This is a genomic window from Dietzia alimentaria 72 (genome assembly GCF_000226215.1).
Classification (GTDB): Bacteria; Actinomycetota; Actinomycetes; order Mycobacteriales; family Mycobacteriaceae; genus Dietzia; species Dietzia alimentaria.
Genome location: NZ_AGFF01000023.1, coordinates 18,453 through 40,871, shown reverse-complemented (window position 1 = coordinate 40,871; position 22,419 = coordinate 18,453). Strand labels below are relative to the sequence as shown.

Here is a 22,419-nt window from a genome sequence, read left to right as displayed (position 1 = left end):
CGGTGCTGCGTGGGTGGTCAGCGCGGTGACGCTGTCGCGGCCCCACTACTCTGGTGCGCATGTCCGATCCCGTCGCCACCCTCCGCACCAACGGGGACCCTCTGGTGTCCGCCCCGGCCACCGATGTGGGGGGTGCCCACGCTCTCCGCGCGCCGCGTGTCGCCGTTGACGATGGGCCCGGCCCCGATGCCGGCGACGCGTTGCTCACCTCCAACCGCGTACTCATCACCGCGCCGCGCCACCGGATTGAGAAGCGCACCCCGTTCCTTTTCGTCGTCGAGGGAATCTGGTCGTGGATGGTCCTCGCCGGATTGCAGGTGGCCTGGTTCTTCTGGGGCGACAATGTGATGGGCTTCTGGAATTGGGTCGCCCTGGCGGTGACCGTGCCGTTTGCCTTCATGGGCATCGTGGTGGCGCCGTACTGGCGGTATCTCGTGGCTCGCTGGGATGTTTCGGACACCGCTGTGTGCTCGCGGAAGGGATGGTGGACGACGCAGTTCCGCATCGCGCCCCTGGCGCGGCTGCAGACTGTGTACACCACGCGAACTCTGTTCGAGCGGTGGTTCGGGCTCGCGACGGTGAACGCCTCCACCGCCTCCGCGCAGGGCACCGTTGAGATCCGTGGGCTCAACCTGGCGGATGCGGAGGCGCTGGCCCAACACCTGATTGCCATCGCGAACCTCGACTCGGCGGACGGCACGTGACCGGCCGGGAGGCGGCCACCGCGGGGTCCGACGTAGAGGGGGTCGACGACGACGAGACCGTCTCCGCCGTCGAGACCGCGTCAACAGTGGGGGCGGAACGGGCCGAGGAGGTCCTCGGCGCGGACGAACCCGCGGTGGAGGACAAGGTCGATCCGGAAGCCCCGTGGGAACGGTTATCGTGGCGAATGCTCCTGGTCGACCCACTGGGTTCGCTCACGCGTCTGCTCCCGCTGTTCCTGATCTCCCTGTGGCTGGGCTCCAACCGCAGCAACTACTGGTTCGAGATCACCATCATTTCGCTGGTCGTGCTGGCGGGTCTGCTGCGGTGGTTGTCGACCAGCTACCAGGTCGGCCGGACGCACATCATCCTCAAGAAGGGCTTCTTCAGCCGACAGGTGGTGACCGTCGCCCGGAATCGCATCCGCAGTGTCGACACGGAGTCGGACCTGTTCCACCGTGTCATGCGGGTGTCGATCGTGGAGGTGGGCACGGGTCGATCCGATGCCGGCAAGTCCGATGCGGAGAGGTTCCGACTCAACGCTATCGACACCGCGCTGGTGGAGCCACTGCGCGACGAGCTACTGGCGCACCGCCGCGCCATGGACCCCACGTTGACCGAGGAAGACGAGGCGCAGTGGGGTTCCAGGTACGGCGAGGACATCGCCCGCTGGCGGATCACCTGGGCACGTTTCGCGCCGTTCTCCTTCCTCGGATTCGGTGTCCTGTTCTCTCTCTGGCTCATCTCGTGGCAGATGGGAGACATGCACGACCGGGTCATGGACCTCGCCGTGGTCACCGGCACCATCGCCTGGCTGGACTCACTAGGTGAGCCCTGGGCATTTGTCGGCAAGGGCATCGCCGTCTGGCTGGTGGCCGGTGTCCTCGCGGTGGTCACCTACGCGATCCGGTACGGCAAGTACGCCCTCACGGACCACGGGCAGCTGCTCTACGTGCAGAACGGAATACTCCGACGCAAACACCAGGCCTTGGACAAGGCCCGTTTACGCGGCGTCGAGATACGACTGCCGGTGTATCTGCGGATGATCGGTGGCGGTCGACTCGAGCCCGTCATGACGGGAACCAAAAAGGGCGCCACTGCCTCCACGCTGCTGCCTCAGGCCCCGATCGGCGATGTTCGCCGGGTCGCCATACGGATCCTCGGCGACGAGACCCCGGTGTCCATCAAGCTTCGGCGTCACCCGTGGAAGGCCACGCGTCGTCGGATCACGCGCGGGCTGCTGCCGTTCTGGGTCGTCGCGGGGCTCATCGTCCTGGTCCGCATCGATTCCGGGCCGTCCACCGACGTCTGGGTCCACTGGGGCATCCCCGGCGCCCTGGTGTTTTTCCTGCTGCTGTCTTTCGACCGCATCCGCATGCTCGGACACGCCCTGCTACCGGGGATGTTGGTGACCTCTCATGGTTCGTGGAGTGCCAAGCGCTCCGTCCTCGAGGCCGAGGGCATCATCGGCTGGACGGTCACCCAGTCGGTCTTCCAACGTTCCGCGGGGGTGGCGACGGTGTCTGCCGCCACCCCCGCCGGCAACGGTGTCTACTCAGTGGTAGATATCGCGGCGGACGAGGCGTGGACGCTGGCGGAGGAGTTGACGCCGGGGATCACCGACGTGTGGCACGACCCGGAGGACGTGAGCGCCCGGTATTCACCGTCGATGGGTATCCGGCGCCAGTGACCGGCCGAGGGTGGCCACCCATAGCGGGATGAGCCCGCCGAAGGCCAGCAACGCCAGGCCGCGCAGGCCGATCGGCACCGGCATGTCGTCGCCGGGGCCCATGTCGAGCGCGATGAGGGTGAGTATCCACACCAGCGCAGGAAAGGCCGCCACGATGGTGCGGTCCGACCAGCTGGCAGCCACCCGGACCAGAAACAGCGACCAGACCCCGGCCGCGATCACCGTGATCGGGAACGGCACCGGCCCGATGTACATGGTCAGCCACGCCGACGCGATGACGCAGCTCGTAGCGGAGCCCACGGCGAGGAGCACCAGCGCGCCCCCGAGTTCGATGCCGGAAGGTGTGCTGCCGACCGACGTCCGGCCCGCAACGTCGAGATCCAGGTCGGACGAACCAGCGGTCACGAGCGCTCCCCAGCCAAGCCGTCGAGCAGATGGGCCGAGCCCGGGGGGCACTTGACGTAGGAACCCCTGGCATCCGGCAGATCACGCGATATATACCACTCGCTCTGCGGGACAGGCTGCAGCACGTTGTTTGTCAGCGCGAGGAACCAGCACTCCTCTTCGACACCGGGCACCAGTTCCAGTTGGGTGGCGTGGCTGGTCAGTGCCTCGAGTTTTGCCGCGTACGCGGACGCGTCCAGTGGCACACGATGGGTCAACCTGGAGTCGGGTACCGACGGGAGTTCGCCCTCGTGGGCGGGTCGCAGGTGCTCGGGCGGTGCCGGATGACGACGGGACACCTCCGAGCGCGCGGTGACCGTCCAGGCCACACGTGCGGGCCTGTGCTGGGCCGCCTCGATCGCGGCGTGGACGATCTCGTGGGCGCGGATGTGATCCGGGTGGCCGTAGCCGCCCTGCGGGTCGTACGTCACGACGAGCTGGGGCCGCCAGTCGTCGAGTGCGGCCACAAGGTCGTCCACGGCCTCCGGGCCGGACTTCACGAAGGCGCGGGGATGGTCAGCGGACGGTGTCCCTGCCATGCCGGAATCGCGCCAGCGGCCGGCGCCACCGAGAAAGCGGGGCGCCTGCACACCAAGAGCGCGCAGTGCGCCGGCCAACTCGCCGATGCGGTATCCGCCCAACTGGTCAGCCCGGTCGGCGACGAGCCCGGAGAACTCGTCACCGAGCACCTCCCCTTCTTCTCCGAGGGTGCACGTGAGCACCCGGACCTCAGCTCCCGCGGACACGAGGGCGGCGATGGATCCACCGGTGGTGATCGTCTCGTCGTCGGGGTGGGCGTGTACGAACAGAGCACGCACTCCGCTCGCGGACGGGGGCACGATGTTACTCATCCGATCCTCCTCCAGGTGGGTGCGGTGCCGAAGATATCGGTGACGCCCCGGGGTCTATCCGCGCCGCTGTCGGGCCGTCCCCTGCCGGAACGTACACCGTCCACGCCGTTCTCCGACAGCAACAACGTAGGACGGACCAGGGGGATTCGCACGGCCTGCTCGGCGACGAGCTCCGCAGCCGTGGACAGGTCGGTGGCGCCACCGCCGACCCCTAGAGCTCGATCGAGCGCCGAATCACACAGTCCCGACACGTCGGCTGCCCGGGCCGGGGAGTCGACTCCCACGGTGCGAGTCGGCGTGGTGCCAGCGGTAGTGGTGGCGGTGGTCCTGTCAGTCGCGGGGGACTCACCGCTATCCGGTTCGGGCGGGATGAGACTGGAGACGGTCGTACGTGGGCGCGTCAGTGTGACGGAGCCGGTGGTCGCACTGGCTCCGGTATCTGAGGATTCCTCGGCGGTGGTGCTGACGTCGGTCTTCTCCGTGGCCTCCGCCGTGGCAGTACAGGCGAATCGTGACGTAGCGGCGACCTCCGCACTCCCATCGGCCCGCTGCCAACCCACCACCCCGTCGATCAGCCCATGAGGTAACGCGTCCGCGTAGAGCGCTACTGGGTCCAGTTCCCAGACCCGGGCACCGATCCCCCGACCCCGCAACTGATCGGCGACCGTGTACGCGGCGGTCAGGGCCCGCTCGTCCGCGGCCTCGACGCCAAGAGTGATGCTCAGAGGGGTTGCGGCTCGTTCCCACCGTTTGCCGGGGCGCGTGTATCCAGCCGCGGCCAGTTCGCGCTCCACAACGTCGGCACCGCCGGTCGGCGTCGTCGCGGATCCGGTGGGGAAAGGAAAGTTGGTGGTCGCCGGGGTGGACTCGCCTGTGACGATGCGACCCACCGTGGTGGGGTCGATCGCTGCGGCGATCGCCCGCCGGACCGCGATCTGCCCGGCGGATGGCGCGACGGTATTGAGAGCGAGTTCCAGCTGCGCCGCCTCAACGGAACGCACACTTCGTACGCCAGGCACGGTGGCCGCGACGTCAGCCGCCACCGGGGTCGCCGGCACCAACGCCATCGATCCAGGTCCGTCTCGTAGAGCCGCACCAACCTGCCCGGCTCCGGTCGCGCGCCTGACCACGATCTGATCCGGTTCGGGGGCTTGCGCCCAGTACCTGTCGTTGCGGACGAACTCGATCACCCCCCGCCCGATGTCGGCATCACGGATCATGAACGGTCCGGCGCTCATCACCGGCAGAGACGCCATCGCGCCCTGGAATCCGTCGGGCGCATCTTTGAGAATGTGTCCCGGCAGCAGGTTCGAAAACAGGTCACGCCACTGTTCGGTCGGGGTGTCAAAGACCACGTCCACGACCTTGCCGCCGGCTCCGGAGCGGACCGCGACAATTCGCTCGTACCCGGCGGGGTCCACCACCCCGGGCTGCGTGGTCATCTGTCGCCACAGGTACTCGAAGTCCTCCGCTGCTACCGGCACACCGTCAGACCACTGGGCCTTGGGATGGATCGTGTAGCGGATGGTGGCCGTCGCACCGGCCAGCGGTTCCGCCGACACCAGCAGCGCGCGGTTTAGCACGGGTTCGCCGTCGGCGCCACGGACGAATGCACTGGGCAGCAGCAGCGAGGCAACCAGGTCGGTGTCCACGCCCTGGTTGGCCAGCAGGTGGGGATTGAATCCCGGGTCCACCCGGTCAAGGGCCAGCAGGACGCCGCCCCCCGAGAGACTGACGGGCGCACCGTCAGTACGATCCTCCCCCACCACGGTGGGCGGGGGAGGATCGGCCACACACCCGGAGACGACCAAGAGGGCGACCGCGGTGGCCACGACCGCAGCCGCCCGGCGACGCCTCGACGCCCCCCTCGTCGTCATCCAGGCCTCGTCAGTTGACCGTCTGCTGGTCGCGGGACTTAGACCGGCTACGGGCCTTGGCGCGCTCATTCGCGGTGAGCAGAACCTTGCGCACGCGAATCACTTCGGGAGCCACCTCGACGCACTCGTCGACCGCACAGAATTCCATTGCCTCCTCGAGGGTGAGGTTCTTGTGCTTGGAGAGAGTCTCGGTGGTATCGGAGCTCGCCGCGCGCATATTAGTGAGCTTCTTTTCCTTGGTGATGTTGACGTCCATGTCCTCCGAGCGCGGGTTCTCCCCCACCACGACGCCCTCGTAGACCTCTGAGCCGGGTTCGATGAAGAAGTCACCCCGATCGGCCAGCCCCAGAAGCGCGAAGGTGGTGGCCTTGCCCGCGCGGTCCGCCACCAGCGAACCGGTGTGCCTTGCGCGGATCTCGCCCGCCCAGCTGTCGTATCCAGCGGAGACGGAGTTGGCGATTCCGGACCCGCGGGTCTCGGTCATGAAGGTCGTCCGGAAGCCGATGAGGCCGCGTGCCGGGACGATGAATTCCATCCGGACCCAGCCCGAGCCGTGGTTACTCATCTGCTCCATGCGGCCCTTGCGGGCTGCCATGAGCTGGGTGACGGCGCCGAGATGCTCCTCGGGGACATCGATGGTCATGTGCTCGAACGGCTCATGAATCTTACCGTCGACAATCTTGGTGACCACCTGCGGCTTTCCCACAGTCAATTCGAAGCCCTCGCGCCGCATGGTCTCGACCAGAACCGACAGCGCCATCTCGCCACGACCCTGCACCTCCCAGTCGTCGGGGCGCTCGGTGTCTAGAACCTTGAGTGAAACGTTGCCCACGAGCTCCTGGTCGAGGCGCGCCTTCACCATTCGGGCAGTCAGCTTGTTACCGCCGTTTCGCCCGGCGAGTGGTGAGGTGTTGACACCGATGGTCATCGAGATCGCGGGCTCGTCGACCGTGATCGCGGGCAACGCGATCGGGTTCTCGGGGTCGGCCAGCGTGTCACCGATCATGATGTCGCTGATTCCGGCCACTGCCACGATGTCGCCGGCCACAGCCTCGTCGGTGGGTACGCGCTCCACGCCGTCGGTCTTGAGCAGCTCGGAGATCCTGACGGACTTGGTGACCTGCTCTCCGCTCGGGAGGTTGTGGATCCACGCGACCTGCTGACCCTTGCGCAGGCGCCCGTTGTGGATACGGACCAGGCCGATACGGCCAAGGAAGTTGGAGGCGTCCAGGTTGGTGACGTGGCCCTGCAGCGGCGCCTCCGCGTCGCCCTTCGGCGCCGGGATCACATCGTAGAGGAGCTCGAAGAGCCCGTCGAGGTTTTCGCCGTCGGGCTCCTGCCCGTTAGCCGGCTGTGTGGTCGACGCCTTGCCCGCGCGCCCGGAAGCGAACACCACGGGCAGCTCGAGCGCGTGCTCGGCCGCGGCCTGCGCGGCAGGGTCCTCGAGATCGGCCGCGAGGTCCAACAGGAGGTCCTGGGCCTCCTCGACGACCTCGTCAATGCGGGCGTCCGGCCGGTCGGTCTTGTTGACGACGATGATGACCGGCAGAGAAGCCGCGAGTGCCTTGCGCAGGACGAAGCGGGTCTGCGGCAACGGCCCCTCCGAGGAGTCGATGAGCAGGACCACACCGTCGACCATGTTGAGACCGCGCTCGACCTCGCCGCCGAAGTCGGCGTGGCCGGGGGTGTCGATGATGTTGAACACTAGGTCTACGCCACCCGAACCGGCGCCGAGACGCCGAACGGACGTGTTCTTGGCGAGGATCGTGATGCCCTTCTCGCGCTCGAGGTCGCCCGAGTCCATGACCCGGTCCACGAGCTCCGCGCGTTCGTCGAACGCGCCGGACTGGCGCAGCATCGCGTCGACGAGGGTCGTCTTGCCGTGGTCGACGTGGGCGACGATTGCGACGTTGCGGAACTCGGTCAGGGCCATACGTTGGGTTCTCCCTCAGGGGCGTTCTGCGCCGGAGGCGGATCAAAGCCGCCGGGCGCGTGATGGGAATCTGCGGATACTCCGCCTGATCCACAAGCGCGTCCGGTCGAGCGCGCGTGCCGGTCCACTTTACCTGTTATCGCACGCGCAATCCCTATCCAAGACCGCCCACGCCACTCTGGAAACACTTGTTGTTATTTACATCACCTATATCTTCTGTAACATCAGCCCCATATCGCGTCCTTATCCGACTCCCGGTGCCCTCGTGTATAGGCACTGTGAGAATATCGACTGGTCGACTGGTCGATTCCGATCCGTCCGCCCGCTCATCCGAAGAATGGACTCGCCTGTGATCCGCCACTCGCTCAGGACCTCGTTCCGGACCCTCGGCCTCGGCGCAGTAGCCGCCCTGGCTGTAGGACTCGCCACGCCCGCCACCGCCGGTGCTCAATCGCTCGACGAGCTGGGGCGCCCCACCGAGCCCGTCCTCCAGGCCATCGAGAATCTTGCTGAGCAGCAGTGGATCCCGGAGAGCACCCGGGGAACCATCGCTCGCGCGGTCGGGTTCTTCCGCGGAACTGGGGAGCCGGGCACCCCGCTGCCCGAGAACGGCCCGGTAATCGCGCAATTCGCGTACCCCACGATCATGCAGCAGTGCATCGGAGGCGAAGAGACCGCAGTCGGGGCTGCGACCGCCATTCCCGGGCCGGCCGATCTACCCCTTCCCGGTATCGACCCCGGCAAGCTCGGTTTCATCTTCACCGCACTGGGCACCGAGGGCGTGGCCGCTCAGCAGGCCCAGCCCATGACTGTTGACTGGCTCAACATCAATAACGGTCGCCGTGGCACCACCGTCCTGACGTACAACGGCATCAACGAGGGTGGCCCGGCCACGGTCAACGGCGTGGCGGATACAGGGCCCGGCCAGGTCCTGATGCTGCTCCAGGGCGGGGTCACGACCAATCTCGAAGACGGCGGCACCTCCAACTGCGTCGCCTTCCCGACCGTCGGGACCGCATTCGTCCAGTGACCGCTGACGTCACGGGGCCCGACCGGTTCCACCTCGACATGAGTAAGGCCCGCCACGCTCTCACGGGTGGCGGGCCTCTCGTCGTTCTGACCGGGGCGGGCATGAGTGCGGAGAGTGGCGTCCCCACCTTTCGTGATGCTCAGACCGGACTATGGGAGAGGTACGACCCCACAGCTCTCGCCACACCGGAGGCCTGGGCTCACGACAAGGACACCGTCTGGTCCTGGTATCGCTGGCGCGAGCACCTCGTCTCCGAGGCCGAACCGAACGCCGGTCATCTGGCGATCGCTCGGGCGGCCAGCGGCCGTGATGTCGTGGTGGTGACACAGAATGTCGACGACCTCCACGAGCGCGCGGGGTCTCAGACCGTGCATCACGTGCACGGGAGCCTCTCTGCCCACCGGTGCGACACCTGCAGTGCGCCGATAGAGGTGGGTCCCCCGCCCGCAGCGCCCGTCGATCGACTGCCCCCACCGATCTGCGACCGTTGCGGGGGTCGGGCGCGACCCGGCGTCGTATGGTTCGGCGAGAACCTGCCCTCCGAATCGTGGGAAGCCGCGGTCTCCGCGGTCACATCGGCGACTGCGGTTCTCGTCGTAGGAACCTCCGGCCTGGTCCATCCCGCCGCATCGCTGCCCCCACTGGCCGCCGCGGAGAGGATACCGGTTGTGGAGGTGAACCCGGGATCGTCAGCACTCGGATCCGAGGTATCGGTTCACGTACGGGCGACGGCTGGGCAGGCACTCCCACACATTCTGGCACCCTGACTTCCGCCCATCACGCCACCTCGTTCGGCTGGTGTCGGCACCGCTCGCCGGGCAGATTTCTCTCCCCGGCGAGCGCGGCGTTTTGGGCAGCAGGCGCCGACCTCGCTCCCGATAATCAGTGCCGGGGTTCGTCCCTGTGTGTCCGGCCCAGCATCTTATCGACGATCCCGGGGTCGTCGTCCCGGTTCGTGGTCGGGTTGACGGAGTCCCCGCGCCTCCCGGGCGTGTGATCCGTGGATTCGAGTGGCCCTGCGTCCGCGGGATCGTTAGACCTGGCGTGGCGACCACCGAGGTGATCGGGGCCAGCGGTGTCACCGTGACCGGGGTCGAGCAGATCACGATCGGCAGCCCGACCGCGCCCCTCGTCGGTCAGCCGTGCATCGTGATCGCGGGCGCGGTGGTCGTGATCCCCCACATGATCGTGATCCTTTTCGTCCGCATGCGTGTGCTGGCGGTCGCGGCCGGCGCCCTGGTCAAGATCATCCGCCCGACGCCGGGGGTCGAGCTTGTCGGCGGTCTGTTCCATGCGCTGGACGTCGCGCTGCTGCTCGTCGACCGTTCCCCGATGGTGCTGGGCGTCTGCGCGGAGCTTGTCGGCTTCCGCCGCCTTGGCACGCGCCTCCTGCTCCGCCGCACCCGCTCGGTGCTCGTGCTCACGGGCCACGGCGTCTTGTCGCTCGAGTTGCTGCTCGCGTTCACGTGCGCTCCGCCGCAGTTCTCCGGCCTCGGTGAGCTTCTTGCGGTTACTGTTCCTGACTGCCAGGGCGACGAGCGCGATGATCACTATCAGCGCGATCACCCCGATCACGATCCAAACCATGGGGTCCACAGCTGCCTCCTTCTTCCGCGGTCGAGTGTCCCTGGAACGTAACCCCACCCCCCACTGGGTGCCACCGGTCCCCCTCACCCCGTGCGCTCATCCAGCTCCCGCACCCGCCTAGAGCAGCACTCGCGGGAGCAGACCCGCCTCACGGGCCTCCCGGCTGAGCCGCTCCCTGTGGTCGGGGTGCGCGATCGAAATCAAGGCAGCCGCCCGACCGGCCACTGACTTGCCCCTCAGCTCCGCGATTCCGAATTCGGTCACAACGTTCTCGATGATGTTCTTGTGGGTCGTCACCGGACTGCCCGGCGTGAGAGAGAGCGTGATCCGACTGACCCCCTTCGACGTCTGCGAAGGCGTGACTATGAACCCGTGGCCCCCGGGCGAAAAGGAACAACCGCGCGCGAAGTCCGCCTGGCCCCCGGCGCCTGACCAGTACCTGCCGGCGATGGTTTCGGACGCTGCTTGCCCGTAGAGATCCACCTCGCTGGTGGCGTTGATCGAGTAGAGGTTGTGCTCTTGCCCGATGACGCGGGGGTCGTTGACGATGTCGACCGGAAGCATCGCGATGGACGGGTTGTTGTGCAGCCAGTCCATAAGCCGCTGGGACCCGACCGCGAACGTGGTGACGTGTTTGTAGGGCCGGCCCGTTTTACGGGAGCCGTCGATGACGCCGGCCTTGACCAGTTCCATCACCCCGTCGGACATCGCCTCAGTATGGATCCCGAGGTTGCGGTGGTCGGTCAACCGCGACAGGAAGGCATTAGGTAGTTTGCCTACTCCCAGCTGCAGACACGCTCCGTTTGGGACGCGCTCGGCGATGAGCCCGGCGATCGCGTCGTCCACGCTCCCGGGCGCGGGTGCCTCGACGGTGATCATCGGCTCGTCGTTGCGCGTCACCCCGGCAACCTGGGAGATGTGGATGTGGTTGCGACCGAAGGTGCGGGGCATGTGAGCGTTCACTTCGACGAAGAACGGCACCTGGCCGATGAAGGACGCCACGTAGTCAGCGTTCGTGCCCATCGAGAAGAATCCGTGCTCATCTATCTCGGACACGCCCGCGATCGCCAGCCCGGGTGGTGTGAACTCACGCAGGGTCGCGGGAATCTGCGCGAAGTCGACCGGTATCAACTCGCAGTGACCCTCGTGGAAGTTCTTGCGCGACCCGGGCCCGAGGAAGTAGTCAACATGACGGAGCCGGCCCGGGTATGCCCCCTCCATGAACGGCAGCGACACCCAGGGGTCCATGTGGTGGATGGTGACGTCATCCATACCCTCGGCCCCCGCGTCCAGAGCACCGAGTAGCGCCGGGGGCGCACCGTTCTGGATGGGCGAGATGATGTGCATCCCGGATCGGACATGATCCAGCACCGCCTCCGCGGGAAGTTCCTTGTAATCGATGGCCTTCATAGAGGGCAAGCACTCCTGGTGTCGGGTGTGGACGCGTGGGCGAGCCTAGCGCCGGAACCCGCCCACGGCGGCCCTTCGACACCACCTCTGGAGTCACCCTGTCGCGACCCGAGCACACCGACGACAGGGATGCTCAGGCGGAGAACACCTCTGTGCCGCAGTCGGCCGTCTCGTCGTCGCCGTCGAAGTACAACGCCACATACCGTCCGGCGACCTCGGCGACCTGCATCTCCATGTCGTATATCCGACTCAGGATCTCGGTTCGCATGATCTCGGCGGGCGACCCATCAGCCACGATCTGACCGTCTTTCATGGCGATGATGCGATCAGAGTAGGCCGCGGCGATGTTGATGTCGTGGATCACCAGCACGATGGTCTTGCACCGCTCCGCGGCCGTCCGCCGCAGCAGCCGCATGATCGACGTGGCGTGCCGCAGGTCGAGGTTGTTGAGCGGCTCATCGAGCAGGACGTAGTCCGTGTCCTGCGCTAGGACCATCGCGATGTGCGCGCGCTGGCGCTGGCCACCGGAGAGCTCGTCGAGATACCGGTCGGCGAGGTCCTCCAACTCCATCGCCGTCATGGCGTAGTCGATGTGCTCGGCGTCTTCGGGGGTCGGCCGCCCACCGTTGTGCGGGAACCTGCCGAACGCCACGAGCTCGCGAACCGTCAACCGGATGGAGACCGCGTTCTCCTGACGGAGGACAGCAAGCCGGCGAGCAAGCTCGCGTCCGCCGTTGACGGACACGTCGACCCCGTCGACCAGCACCCGACCCGACTCGGCCTGCTGGAGGCGGCTCATCACGCCGAGGAGCGTCGACTTTCCGGCGCCGTTGGGGCCGATCAGCGACGTGACCCCGCCCTGGGTGAAGCAGGCGGTGACGTCGTGGAGGACGCGGGTGTCGCCGTAGGACGAGCAGACGGTCTGCGCTTCGATACCGCACGTGGCCGACCAATCCGGCGCGCCGGTCGTCGCGCCACGGCGGCGGAACGGGAGAAGGGACATGCGTGCCTCTTTCGTCAACGGGCTCGGTTGGTGAGGAGGAGGAACAGGAACAGCAGGCCACCGACGAACTCGATGACGATGCTCAGCGCGGATTCGACCCCGAGCGCGCGCAGGACCATCTCGCCACCGGCCAAGGCGATAACGCCCAGGAGCGACGCGACGGGCAAGGTGAAGCGGTGAAGGGTGGTGCCTAGCAGTGCGTACGCCGCATTCGCGACGATGAGCCCGAAGAACATCACCGGGCCGATCAGGGCAGTCGAGGCGGAGACGAGGAACGAGACCACCACCAGGACGATGATCGTCACCCGGCGGTGGTTCACCCCGAGCGCGATCGCCGGGTCGCGCCCCAGGAGCATCACGTCGAGACGGCGACCGAGCAACACCACCACGCCCAGACCGACGACGACGATGAGTCCGCACGCCACGAGCACGTCCAGCTGGACGCCCCGGAAGCTGGCGAACATGGCGTCCTGGACCTGCAGGTAGGCGGCCGGGTCGAGGAGCCGCTGGAAGAACGAGGAGATCGAGCGGAAGAACACGCCGAAGACCACGCCCACGAGCAACAGCAGGTGGATATCCGTCCGACGTCCGCCGAGCAGCCAGAGGTAGAGAGAGGTCGACGCCACCACCATGAGCGCGGTCTGGGCGAGGAAACCGGAGAGACCGCCGCTGATCAGACCGCCGGCGATCGCGTCGGGCCGCGGCACCATGAAGAACACGAGCAGCGTCTGGATGAGTAGGTACAGGGAGTCGAAACCCATGAGCGCCGGGGTGAGGATCCGGTTCCCGGTGACGGTCTGGAACAGGACCGTCGACACGCCCACCGCGACCGACACCAGGACGATCGCGGCCGCATGCCGGGACAGTCGGCCCAGCGAGTAGGTCCACGCCCTGGAGCCGACGGTCTCCGGTAGGCCGGTCACCACGAGCGCGACGAGCGCACAGGCCGCGACGGTCACGCACACCAGGGCCACCGCCCAGCGGCGGCGGCGATCGGCGTCCGACCCGGTCCGGCGGCGCGGGGGCCCCTCCGGCGGGGCAGCGAGAACCGCGGCGTCAGCCATTGCGCACCCCCCGCAGCATCATGGCCAGGAAGGCGGCCCCGCCGATGACCCCGACCAGCGTCCCCACGGGGATCTCCCCCGCGCCCGCGGATCCGCCGGCGAGCAGGCTCGGGAGAGACCGGCCGATCATGTCGCAGACGAGGACTGTGACCGCGCCGAGGAGCGCCACCAACGGCAGGCCCCGGCGCGCGTCGTCGCCGACCAGCCGGGAGACCACGTTGGGCACCACGAGGCCGAGCAGCGGGAGCGCGCCGACGGTGACCACCACGACGGCGGCGACCGCGGCGACGATCGACATGCCCAGGGCGACCACCGACCGGTGGTCCAGCCCGAGTCCGGTGGACACGTTCTCACCCAGCCCGGCGACCGTGAATCGGTCCGCCGCGACGTAGGCCACAATGCCGAGCACGCCCACCAACCAGAGCAACTCGTACCGGCCGGCCAGGACCGCCGAGAAGTCGGCGAGCAGCCAGGAGTTGAGCATCTGGAGCAGGTCACGGGACAACGCGAGGAACGCCGCCACCGCCCCCACCACGGAGCCGAGCATGATCCCGATGAGGGGGACCACAAAAGAATCAGAGACCGCCACGCGCCGAATACAGGCGAGGAACAGCGCGGTGCCGGCGAGGGCGAACACCATCGCGACGAGCATTTTCACGACGATCGGCGCTCCCGGGGCGAGGATCGCCACCACCACCAGGCCCAGTCCGGCGGATTCGACCGTTCCCGCGGTGGACGGTTCGACAAAGCGGTTCCGGGTGAGCAACTGCATGAGCAGACCGGCGATCGCCAGGGACGCCCCGGCGAGCGCTGCCGCCGCGGTCCGCGGCAGGCGGGCCTCCACCAGGTAGACGCGGTGGGCCTCGGTGAGGCCGCCGGTCAGAACATCGGTGATGGTGATGTCCGCGGCCCCCACGAACACGCTCGCCATCAGCGCCACCACCAGTGCGGCCACGCCGAGAGCCGGCCATGGCGCGCTGCGCTGTGGCCGGCTCTGCACCGTGGTGGTCATGTCCTCGTCCCGACGGGCCGTCAGGAGACGGCCGCGTCGACCTCGTCGATCATCGAGTCCAGGACCCCGAGTCCGCCGCCGATGAGGTACCAGTTCTGCCCGTCGAGCAGGTGGACGTTGTCCTGGGTCGCGGCGGAGGTCCGGTTGAAGAGGGGATTGTCCAGCAGCGCGGCGGCCGCTTCGCCCTCGGCGCCGATCGCGGCGTCGCGGTCGATCACGAAGACGTGGTCGGGGTTGAGCTCGGCGATCTGCTCCCAGCTCAGCGGCGCACCGTGGCTGCCCTCGGTGGCGACCTCGCCGGCGGGGGTCATCCCGAGCTCGTTGAAGATGAGGTCGAAGCGCGACCCTGCGCTGTAGCCCGTGACCTTGCCGCCCGAAGTCATCAGCACGAGGGCGGTACCGGCGCTGCCGGCCTTGGCGCGGGTGGCTGCCACCTTCTCGTCGATCCCGTCGAGCTGCTCGCTCGCCTTGTCCTGCGCACCGAACAACGCGGCGAGTTCCTCGACCTTGGCCCGGTTGGAGGCGACCGTGTTCGAGGTGTCGGGGTCACCGGCGAGTACCTGATCGGAGATCTTGGCGAACTCAGGCTCCAGCTTCCGCGTCCGTCCCCCGAAAAGGATGAGGTCGGGACCGAGTTCGGCGATGACGTCAATCTTCGGCTCCTTGAGGCCTCCGATGTCCGTGTACTGCTCACCCGCGTAGGTCTCGAGGGCAGCCGGGAATACGCCGGTCTTGGGAAGGCCCACGACCCGCTCCTCGAGATCCAGTTCATCGAGCGTGTTGGCCGCCGCGTGGCTCGTCAGGACGACCCGCGCGGGCCCCTCAGTCTCGCTGGCACCGGACTGCGCGTCCGAACTGCCGCACGCCGTGAGTACGCCGCCGGTCAATGCGAGGGTGGCTGCCGCGGCGACGAACGTGGAAAATCGGTTCACTGTCTCTCCAAAGGCTGGGTCGTTAGGGGGTACAACCGGAAGGTTAGGCTCACCTTAGACACATCCTCCGGCCTCACGCAAAACTTAGGTAAGGATGCCCTCCCACTCTGGTCTAGCGGGTGCGAGTCTGCGCCCGCCCGAGCACACTGATGGACCTGGAGAATCCCCGCACGTTCGACCAGGACACTCTCGGTGACTAAGTCGAGGACACCCTCGACGGGAGTGAAAGGCTGGACGCCAACAGACGACGAGGATCTCCCGGCCGACCCCGAGACCGGATCGACGACCTCGATCCCGAGGGTGGGACCCGCCTCCTCGGCGAGCCCTAAAGGCCTCAAACCAGGAACGGGAGGCGGCGGGAATGACGGGAAGAGAAATCGCGTCGGCGATGCGCGCGCAGGACCGTCGCCGGTTCCTTCCGCCGCAGGTCGCCGATGAGCACCACCGCGACGTGCCCCTCCCGATCGGCTTCGGTCAGACCAACTCCCAGCCCTCCACCGTCGCGGCCATGTTGGCCCTCCTCGAGACATTCCCGGGGATGCGGGCCCTAGACGTCGGTTCCGGCAGCGGATGGACGGCGGCCATCCTCGGCGACCTCGGCGGCCCGGAGTCAACCGTCCATGCGGTTGAACTGGTGCCAGAACTGGTGGAGCGATCCCGCGCGGCCCTCACCCAGCCCTGGGTCCGAGTCCATCACGCCGAACCTGGCGTGCTCGGGCTCCCTGAATTCGGACCGTTCGACCGGATCCTCGTCTCAGCCATGGCCGACGGCGTTCCGTCGCCGCTTATAGACCAGCTCGCCGACGGGGGTGTATTGGTCGCGCCCTGGCGGGATGTGATGCACCGAGTACGCCGCGCCGACGGCGCGGTGGAGGTCACCGAGCACGGCCGGTACCGATTCGTACCGCTGCGCGGCACCCGTTTCTGACCCGGACACCACGACATCTATGCTGGCCCAGGTTTGTCCACCTCCAGAACCAGGAGCCCTTCGATGGCCGATTTCCTCTACGAGGACCTCCTTCCCGTCGGGGAGGACACCACGGAGTATCGCCTTCTCACCACCGAGGGCGTCTCGACCGTTGAGGGTCCTGACGGCACCACGTTCCTCCGCGTCGAGCCCGAGGCTATCCGCCTGCTCACAGAGACCGCGATGCACGACATCTCTCGCTACCTGCGCTCGGACCACCTCTTGCAGGTCGCCAAGATCCTCGATGACCCCGAAGCAAGTGACAACGACAAGTTCGTCGCACTGGATCTGCTCAAGAACGCGAACATCGCCGCCGGCGGCGTGCTTCCGATGTGCCAGGACACCGGCACAGCGATCGTCAAGGGCGAGCGCGGTCAGCGCGTTCTCACCGAGGGACCCGACGAGAAATCCGTGGCACGTGGCGTTTACGACGCGTTCACCCGCCTCAACCTTCGGTACTCGCAGAACGCTCCCCTCACGATGTGGGACGAGCGCAACACGGGCTCGAACCTTCCCGCGCAGATCGAGATCGGTGCAGACACCACTCCCGGAAACGAGAACGCCTACAAGTTCCTCTTTATGGCGAAGGGCGGAGGCTCCGCCAACAAGTCGTTCCTCTACCAGGAGACCAAGGCGATCCTCAATCCGGAGCGGATGATGCAGTTCATCGAGGAGAAAATCCGCTCTATCGGCACCGCGGCGTGCCCGCCGTACCACCTCGCCATCGTCGTGGGAGGCACCTCGGCGGAGTTCACGGTCAAGACCGCCAAGCTCGCCTCAGCGCACTATCTGGACGAACTCCCCACCGAGGGTGCGATGACCGGTCGAGGCTTCCGAGATCTCGAGCTCGAGGAGAAGGTCTTCGAGCTCACCCAGAAGATCGGTATCGGAGCACAGTTCGGCGGGAAGTACTTCTGCCACGACGTGCGCGTAGTCCGCCTCCCCCGCCACGGCGCGTCGCTCCCGGTCGCGATCGCCGTCTCCTGCTCGGCGGACCGCCAGGCCAGGGCCAAGATCACGTCTGAGGGCGTGTTCCTGGAGCAGCTCGAGTTCAACCCTGGCCAATACCTCCCCGCCACCACGGACGCCGAACTCGACGCCGCCACCGACGGCATCTCGGGCACAGGCAAGGGTGCGGCTGTGAAGATCGATCTCAATAAGCCGATGCCGGAGATCCTTGCCGAGCTGAGCAAGCACCCGGTCAAGACCCGCCTGTCGCTGACCGGGCCGCTGGTCGTGGCCCGCGACATCGCGCACTCCAAGATCAAGGAGCGGCTCGACGCCGGGGAGGAGATGCCGCAGTACCTCAAGGATCACCCCGTCTACTACGCCGGCCCGGCCAAGACCCCCGAGGGAATGCCCTCGGGTTCGTTCGGCCCCACCACCGCGGGCCGCATGGACTCGTATGTCGAGCAGTTCCAAGCCGCCGGCGGGTCCATGGTGATGCTGGCAAAGGGCAACCGCTCCAAGCAGGTCACCGATGCCTGTGCTTCGCATGGTGGGTTCTACCTCGGGTCGATCGGAGGCCCCGCCGCGCGTCTGGCCCAGGACTGCATCAAGCACGTCGAGGTGATCGAATACGAAGAGCTCGGCATGGAGGCGGTGTGGAAGATCGACGTGGTGGATTTTCCCGCGTTCATCGTCGTAGACGACAAGGGCGAGGATTTCTTCGCCCACACCGGTGAGGTAACGCTGACGATCGGTAAGCGACCCGGCCTCTGATCCGGATCTCATGGGGGCCCGTTCGCCGAGACGCAAGAGCGGACTAGTATCACCGCCCATGGACAGGTTGACGCGTGGCCTCGCCCCTCTCGCACTCACGGCCGTCCTGGGTGCCAGTCTGATCGCCTGCTCCGGAGATAACGGCGACGTCACCGGTCAGACTGCCGCGCCGTCGACTTCGGAGGAAGCGACGATGACGACGACGAGATCGACCTCCGTGCCAGGGCCTGCGGATTCCGCGATTGACATCCCGGTAGAGGTCGCGGATCGCTGGAACGAACTCGGTGGCGAGCAGGGCGACCTCGGACCCGTGACGGGGCCGGTGACGGCGGTAAAGGGTGGATCTGTCACCGATTTCGAGAGGGGATCGATCGTGTTCACGCCGTCCGGGCGCGCCTTCGTGATCCAGGGCGAGATCCTCGACTCCTACCGCGAAGCCGGCGGGCCCGGGGGCGACCTCGGCTTCCCCACAGCAGACGAGGCCGCCACGGACGGCGGCTGGATCTCGGTGTTCGAGAACGGCACGATCGCGTTCCTCGACGGCCGGCCGGTCGTCGAGGTCCGCTGACACTTATCCCCGGGGGGCGTTGAACCGTGGAGACCGTCGCGATCTACCTGGTCGTCACATTTGCATGTGGGTTCGTCGCACGGCTGGTCAAACTACCGACCCTCATCGGCTATCTCGCCGCGGGCTTCATCCTCCATTCCCCCGGGATCGAGGAACTACCCGTCGTCGACACGCTGGCTGACTTCGGCGTGACCACCCTGCTTTTCACCATCGGGCTCAAACTCGACCTCCGGATGTTGTTCCGGCGCGAGGTGATCGTCACGACGGTCGCCAACCTCATCGTGGTCGTGGGACTCACTGCCGGTTTCCTCGGGCTACTGGCCACCGTCGGGGTGCGTCTGCTCGCCGGAGAAGGCTGGCAGGTTTTCGCTCTGCTGGGTTTCGCGCTCTCCTTCTCGAGCACAGTGTTCGTGGTCCAGGTCCTCGACGAGCGCTCGGAGTCCAGTTCTCTCTACGGCCGCATCGCTATCGGTGTGCTGGTGCTCCAGGACGTCATCGCGGTGGCCTTCCTCACCGCGATGAGCGGCGAACCCCCCAGCCCGTGGGCGGCGGCACTGATCCTTCTCCTGCCGGGGGCGTGGCTCGTCCACCGACTGTGGAACCACCTCGGACACGGCGAACTCCAAACCCTGTTCGGAATCACCGTCGCACTGGTGCCGGGCTACTGGCTCTTCGAGAGCGTGGGCATCAAGGGCGACTTCGGCGCGATGGTCGTCGGGGTACTCCTCGCCAGTCATCCACGCGCCGCCGAACTCTCGCGCACACTGTTCGGCTTTCGCGAACTTCTGTTGGTGGGCTTCTTCGTATCGATCGGCCTGCATGTCGACCCCACCATCGAGACAGTCGTACTGGGGCTGCTGCTCACTGTTCTGCTCCCCCTCGAAGGCGCATTGTTGACCCTGACGTTGGCCGCTTTCGGAATGCGCACACGTACCTCGATCCTCGCCGGTATTGCCCTGGCCAACTTCTCAGAATTCGGGCTGATCGTGATCGCTGCGGGGGTGAGCGCCGACATCGTCGATGCCGACTGGCTCGTGGTGGTCTCGGTCGCGGTGGCGGCGAGCTTCGTCTTCTCGACCCTGGTCAACAGGCGTGGCACCGGGCTGGTGACGCGACTCTCCGCGTTCGTGCCCACGCCGCGTGCCGACCGGTTCCACCCCGACGATGCGCACATCGACCTCGGAAACGCGACGGCCCTCGTCTTTGGCGTCGGCCGCGTCGGCCGTGCGGTCCACGATCGCCTGACCCTGGAATATGGTCTCTCTGTCATCGGAATCGAGAACGATCCGGTCAAGGTCCGCGGGCTCCGGACGGACGGGGTCCGGGTGATCGAGGCCGATGCCACCGAGGCCGACTTCTGGGAACGTTGCATCAACGACGACGCGGTAGAGATCATCGTGCTGGCGATGCCGTTCCACGGCTCCAACCTCGTCGCCATGAACCACGTCGGCCGACGAGATTTCGAGGGGACCATCGCGGTCGTGGCCCAATATGACGACGAACGCGAGGAACTGATCGACATGGGTGCCGACGTGGCCTTCCACATCTACGAGGGGACCGGTGTCGGTCTGGCTGACAGCGCCGCCGAAGCGGCGGGGCTCGATTCATGAGCGCGCAGAAGCAGCCTGAGGGCCCCACCAACGGAACCGTCCCCGGGGCCATACTCGTCGCCCTCGCACTGGCCGGGGCTATCGGGCCGTTCGCCACCGACACCTACCTCCCCGGCCTCCCGCTCATCACCGGTGAATTCGACGTCTCGGCTTCCACCGCCCAGCTCACACTGACGGCCTTTCTGGTCGCGCTGGGCCTCGGACAACTGGTGATCGGGCCCCTGTCGGATCGTCTCGGGCGACGCCGCCTGCTCGTCCTCGGATCGGTGGGAACGGTGGCCGCCGCGATCGTATGCGCCCTCGCCCCGTCGATCTGGGTTCTTCTGGCCGGCCGGGTCCTGCAGGGATTTTTCGGGGCCGCCGGCGTGGTCCTCTCCAAAGCTGTCGTGGTGGACGTCGGTCGCGGAACGGGTGTGGCCAAAGCGTTCGCGATGCTCATGGCCATCCAATCCGTTGCTCCCGTGGTCGCGCCCCTGGTCGGTGGAGTCATCGTGCCGTTCGGCGGTTGGCGTGGTGTGTTCTGGCTCCTTGCCGTCCTGTCGGCGGTCACAGCCGTCGGCGTCTGGGCGTTCGTGCCGGAGACGCTCCAGCGCGAGGCTCGGAGCCGCGGCGGGGTGCTGTCCACCCTGTCTGACATGAGGATCGTCGCAACTCACAGACCGTACATGGCCCGGGTGTCGGTGTTCGTGTTCACCTTCGGCGTCCTGTTCGGTTATATCTCCGCCAGCCCGTTCGTGTACCAGGACATGGTCGGACTGTCCCCCACCGCGTACTCGGTGGCGTTCACCGTCAACGCACTGGGGATCCTGGTCTCCAATGTTGCGGGAACCCGGTTGGTCGGCAGGTTCGCGCCCGAGAAAATTCTGCTCACCGGGGTGGCGGGGATGGTCACCTCGATCGGCTACCTCGCCGTCGTCGTCGCTCTCTCCCCCGCTGGAACCCTGGGGCTGGCACCGGTCACCCCCGGATTCGTCCTGCTGACGCTGTCCATCGGGTTGATCTTGCCCAATGCGGCGGCACTGTCCATGCAGGCCACCCAGGGCCGATCTGGCTCCGGATCCGCTCTCATGGGCGCGGCCCAGTTCGCGTTGGCCGCCGTGGTATCTCCCCTCACCGGACTCGCCGGGCCGCATTCAGCGATCCCGCTTCTCCTGGTGATGGGCGTCAACGCCGCGCTCGTCATAGTCGCAACGTGGAGAGTGTTCAGCCAGCCAGTGCGCGCCACGTGAGCGCGGCCGCGAGTGCGCCGACCGCATTGAACGCCCAGTGCAGGCCGATCGGGGCAAGGAGGCTACTGCTGCGGCGCCGGATCCAGATGAAACCCGCACCCGCCACCGAGGTCGCCGCCACGGCCAGCGCGATCCCGGCGAGCTGACCACCCAGACCGGTCCCCAGCACGTCCGCGAGACCCGCGTTACCGGCCGTGAGTCCGAGCGACGAGGTGACATGCCACAGGCCGAATGCCAGCGACCCGACCACGAATACCCCGGTGGTGCCGAAGGTCCGTTCGAGCGCGCCCTGCAGGACCCCGCGGAACGCGAACTCCTCCGGGAGGACGGTCATGAGGGGGATCAGCACCAGCGCCGAAAACACCGCCATGCGCAGATCCGAGTAGCGCTCGGACAGGAAGAACGGGCTCGTCGCCGGGATGAGACACCCGGCCGTCACCACGCTCGCCACCCCCGCCGTCGCCGCCAGTCCGTACGCGAGCCCGCGGGGCATGTGTCGGACGGACAGGCCGAATTCCGACCATCTCATCCCCCACGCCTTGACCACCACAACCAGGGTCAGAACCGACAGGGGGACGATCCATTCGCGGAAGGGTAACCCGGCCAGATTGGCGGTCAGGTTGATCGCCATCAGAGTAATCAGGACCCCGGCGACCCCGGCCACCCCCCGCAGACGGGAGCCGCCGAACCGGGACATCAGCTGCGCAGTGATCACCCGCGACGATACCGCCCTTGATGCGGGCACCGGGCGTATCGTGACGGACACGACCGCTTCACGCGACGGGGGT

At 67.1% G+C, this 22,419-nt stretch carries 20 protein-coding genes; 9 read left to right on the top strand and 11 right to left on the bottom strand.

What is annotated here, in order from left to right; genetic code table 11:
* Nucleotides 1-59 precede the first annotated feature (59 nt).
* A complete protein-coding gene (locus ON04_RS09625) occupies nucleotides 60-704 on the top strand; it encodes a PH domain-containing protein (protein ID WP_010541402.1) in 645 nt (214 codons plus the stop codon).
* A complete protein-coding gene (locus ON04_RS09620) occupies nucleotides 701-2,392 on the top strand; it encodes a PH domain-containing protein (protein WP_010541401.1) in 1,692 nt (563 codons plus the stop codon). The genes ON04_RS09625 and ON04_RS09620 overlap by 4 nt, the downstream gene beginning before the upstream one ends.
* Here ON04_RS09620 and ON04_RS09615 read toward each other — a convergent pair.
* Genes ON04_RS09615 through typA form a run of 4 tightly spaced genes read right to left on the bottom strand, consistent with a single transcriptional unit; the run spans nucleotide 2,363 to nucleotide 7,497 of the window.
* Complete coding sequence (locus tag ON04_RS09615; RefSeq protein WP_010541400.1) at nucleotides 2,363-2,797, bottom strand: hypothetical protein; 435 nt, start codon at nucleotides 2,795-2,797, stop codon at nucleotides 2,363-2,365. The two genes, ON04_RS09620 and ON04_RS09615, sit on opposite strands and share 30 nt — an antisense overlap.
* Nucleotides 2,794-3,687 carry an N-acetyl-1-D-myo-inositol-2-amino-2-deoxy-alpha-D-glucopyranoside deacetylase gene (gene mshB, locus ON04_RS09610; RefSeq protein ID WP_010541399.1) on the bottom strand — a complete coding sequence of 298 codons (894 nt, stop codon included), beginning with the start codon at nucleotides 3,685-3,687 and terminating at the stop codon, nucleotides 2,794-2,796. The genes ON04_RS09615 and mshB overlap by 4 nt, the downstream gene beginning before the upstream one ends.
* Nucleotides 3,684-5,564 (bottom strand): ABC transporter substrate-binding protein, encoded by a 1,881-nt coding sequence (locus ON04_RS09605; RefSeq protein WP_050815317.1) that lies wholly within the window; start codon nucleotides 5,562-5,564, stop codon nucleotides 3,684-3,686. The genes mshB and ON04_RS09605 overlap by 4 nt, the downstream gene beginning before the upstream one ends.
* A gap of 10 nt (nucleotides 5,565-5,574) precedes the next feature.
* A complete protein-coding gene (typA, locus tag ON04_RS09600; RefSeq protein WP_010541397.1) occupies nucleotides 5,575-7,497 on the bottom strand; it encodes a translational GTPase TypA in 1,923 nt (640 codons plus the stop codon).
* A gap of 349 nt (nucleotides 7,498-7,846) precedes the next feature.
* Between typA and ON04_RS09595 the strand changes: the two genes are divergently transcribed.
* The gene (locus ON04_RS09595) at nucleotides 7,847-8,527 is read left to right on the top strand and encodes an Rv1157c family protein (protein WP_010541396.1); all 681 of its coding nucleotides are present in this window, start codon (nucleotides 7,847-7,849) and stop codon (nucleotides 8,525-8,527) included.
* A complete protein-coding gene (locus ON04_RS09590) occupies nucleotides 8,524-9,294 on the top strand; it encodes an SIR2 family NAD-dependent protein deacylase (RefSeq protein ID WP_010541395.1) in 771 nt (256 codons plus the stop codon). The genes ON04_RS09595 and ON04_RS09590 overlap by 4 nt, the downstream gene beginning before the upstream one ends.
* Before the next feature lie 115 nt (nucleotides 9,295-9,409).
* On the opposite strand, the gene ON04_RS15980 is transcribed toward ON04_RS09590, so the two are convergent.
* From ON04_RS15980 to ON04_RS09555, 6 genes are all read right to left on the bottom strand, one after another.
* Nucleotides 9,410-10,123 (bottom strand): hypothetical protein, encoded by a 714-nt coding sequence (locus ON04_RS15980; RefSeq protein ID WP_010541394.1) that lies wholly within the window; start codon nucleotides 10,121-10,123, stop codon nucleotides 9,410-9,412.
* Nucleotides 10,124-10,231: 108 nt separating this feature from the next.
* Nucleotides 10,232-11,524, bottom strand: a complete 1,293-nt coding sequence (locus ON04_RS09575) for an acetyl-CoA hydrolase/transferase family protein (RefSeq protein ID WP_010541393.1) — start codon at nucleotides 11,522-11,524, stop codon at nucleotides 10,232-10,234.
* A 133-nt stretch (nucleotides 11,525-11,657) separates the two neighbouring features.
* A complete protein-coding gene (locus ON04_RS09570; RefSeq protein ID WP_010541392.1) occupies nucleotides 11,658-12,527 on the bottom strand; it encodes an iron ABC transporter ATP-binding protein in 870 nt (289 codons plus the stop codon).
* Nucleotides 12,528-12,541: 14 nt separating this feature from the next.
* Nucleotides 12,542-13,591: an iron chelate uptake ABC transporter family permease subunit gene (locus ON04_RS09565; RefSeq protein WP_010541391.1), complete on the bottom strand. Its 1,050-nt coding sequence runs from the start codon at nucleotides 13,589-13,591 to the stop codon at nucleotides 12,542-12,544.
* Entirely contained in the window at nucleotides 13,584-14,603 is a 1,020-nt protein-coding gene (locus ON04_RS09560; RefSeq protein ID WP_010541390.1) for an ABC transporter permease, read from the bottom strand. The genes ON04_RS09565 and ON04_RS09560 overlap by 8 nt, the downstream gene beginning before the upstream one ends.
* 20 nt (nucleotides 14,604-14,623) lie before the next feature.
* Nucleotides 14,624-15,535, bottom strand: a complete 912-nt coding sequence (locus tag ON04_RS09555) for a siderophore ABC transporter substrate-binding protein (RefSeq protein ID WP_010541389.1) — start codon at nucleotides 15,533-15,535, stop codon at nucleotides 14,624-14,626.
* 361 nt (nucleotides 15,536-15,896) lie between these two features.
* Between ON04_RS09555 and ON04_RS09545 the strand changes: the two genes are divergently transcribed.
* The 5 genes from ON04_RS09545 to ON04_RS09525 all read left to right on the top strand — a co-directional run bounded on the left by ON04_RS09545 (nucleotide 15,897) and on the right by ON04_RS09525 (nucleotide 21,631).
* Nucleotides 15,897-16,463 (top strand): protein-L-isoaspartate O-methyltransferase family protein, encoded by a 567-nt coding sequence (locus ON04_RS09545; protein WP_029458140.1) that lies wholly within the window; start codon nucleotides 15,897-15,899, stop codon nucleotides 16,461-16,463.
* A gap of 63 nt (nucleotides 16,464-16,526) precedes the next feature.
* Nucleotides 16,527-18,224 (top strand): fumarate hydratase, encoded by a 1,698-nt coding sequence (locus ON04_RS09540; RefSeq protein WP_010541387.1) that lies wholly within the window; start codon nucleotides 16,527-16,529, stop codon nucleotides 18,222-18,224.
* 58 nt (nucleotides 18,225-18,282) lie between these two features.
* Nucleotides 18,283-18,792, top strand: a complete 510-nt coding sequence (locus ON04_RS09535) for an LGFP repeat-containing protein (protein ID WP_010541386.1) — start codon at nucleotides 18,283-18,285, stop codon at nucleotides 18,790-18,792.
* A gap of 26 nt (nucleotides 18,793-18,818) precedes the next feature.
* On the top strand, nucleotides 18,819-20,402 hold the full coding sequence (locus tag ON04_RS09530; protein ID WP_010541385.1) for a cation:proton antiporter domain-containing protein: 1,584 nt from the start codon (nucleotides 18,819-18,821) through the stop codon (nucleotides 20,400-20,402).
* A complete protein-coding gene (locus ON04_RS09525; protein WP_010541384.1) occupies nucleotides 20,399-21,631 on the top strand; it encodes a multidrug effflux MFS transporter in 1,233 nt (410 codons plus the stop codon). The genes ON04_RS09530 and ON04_RS09525 overlap by 4 nt, the downstream gene beginning before the upstream one ends.
* Here the strand turns inward: ON04_RS09525 and ON04_RS09520 are convergent.
* A complete protein-coding gene (locus tag ON04_RS09520; RefSeq protein WP_033444236.1) occupies nucleotides 21,606-22,328 on the bottom strand; it encodes a CPBP family intramembrane glutamic endopeptidase in 723 nt (240 codons plus the stop codon). The genes ON04_RS09525 and ON04_RS09520 overlap by 26 nt on opposite strands.
* Between the last annotated feature and the right edge of the window lie 91 nt (nucleotides 22,329-22,419).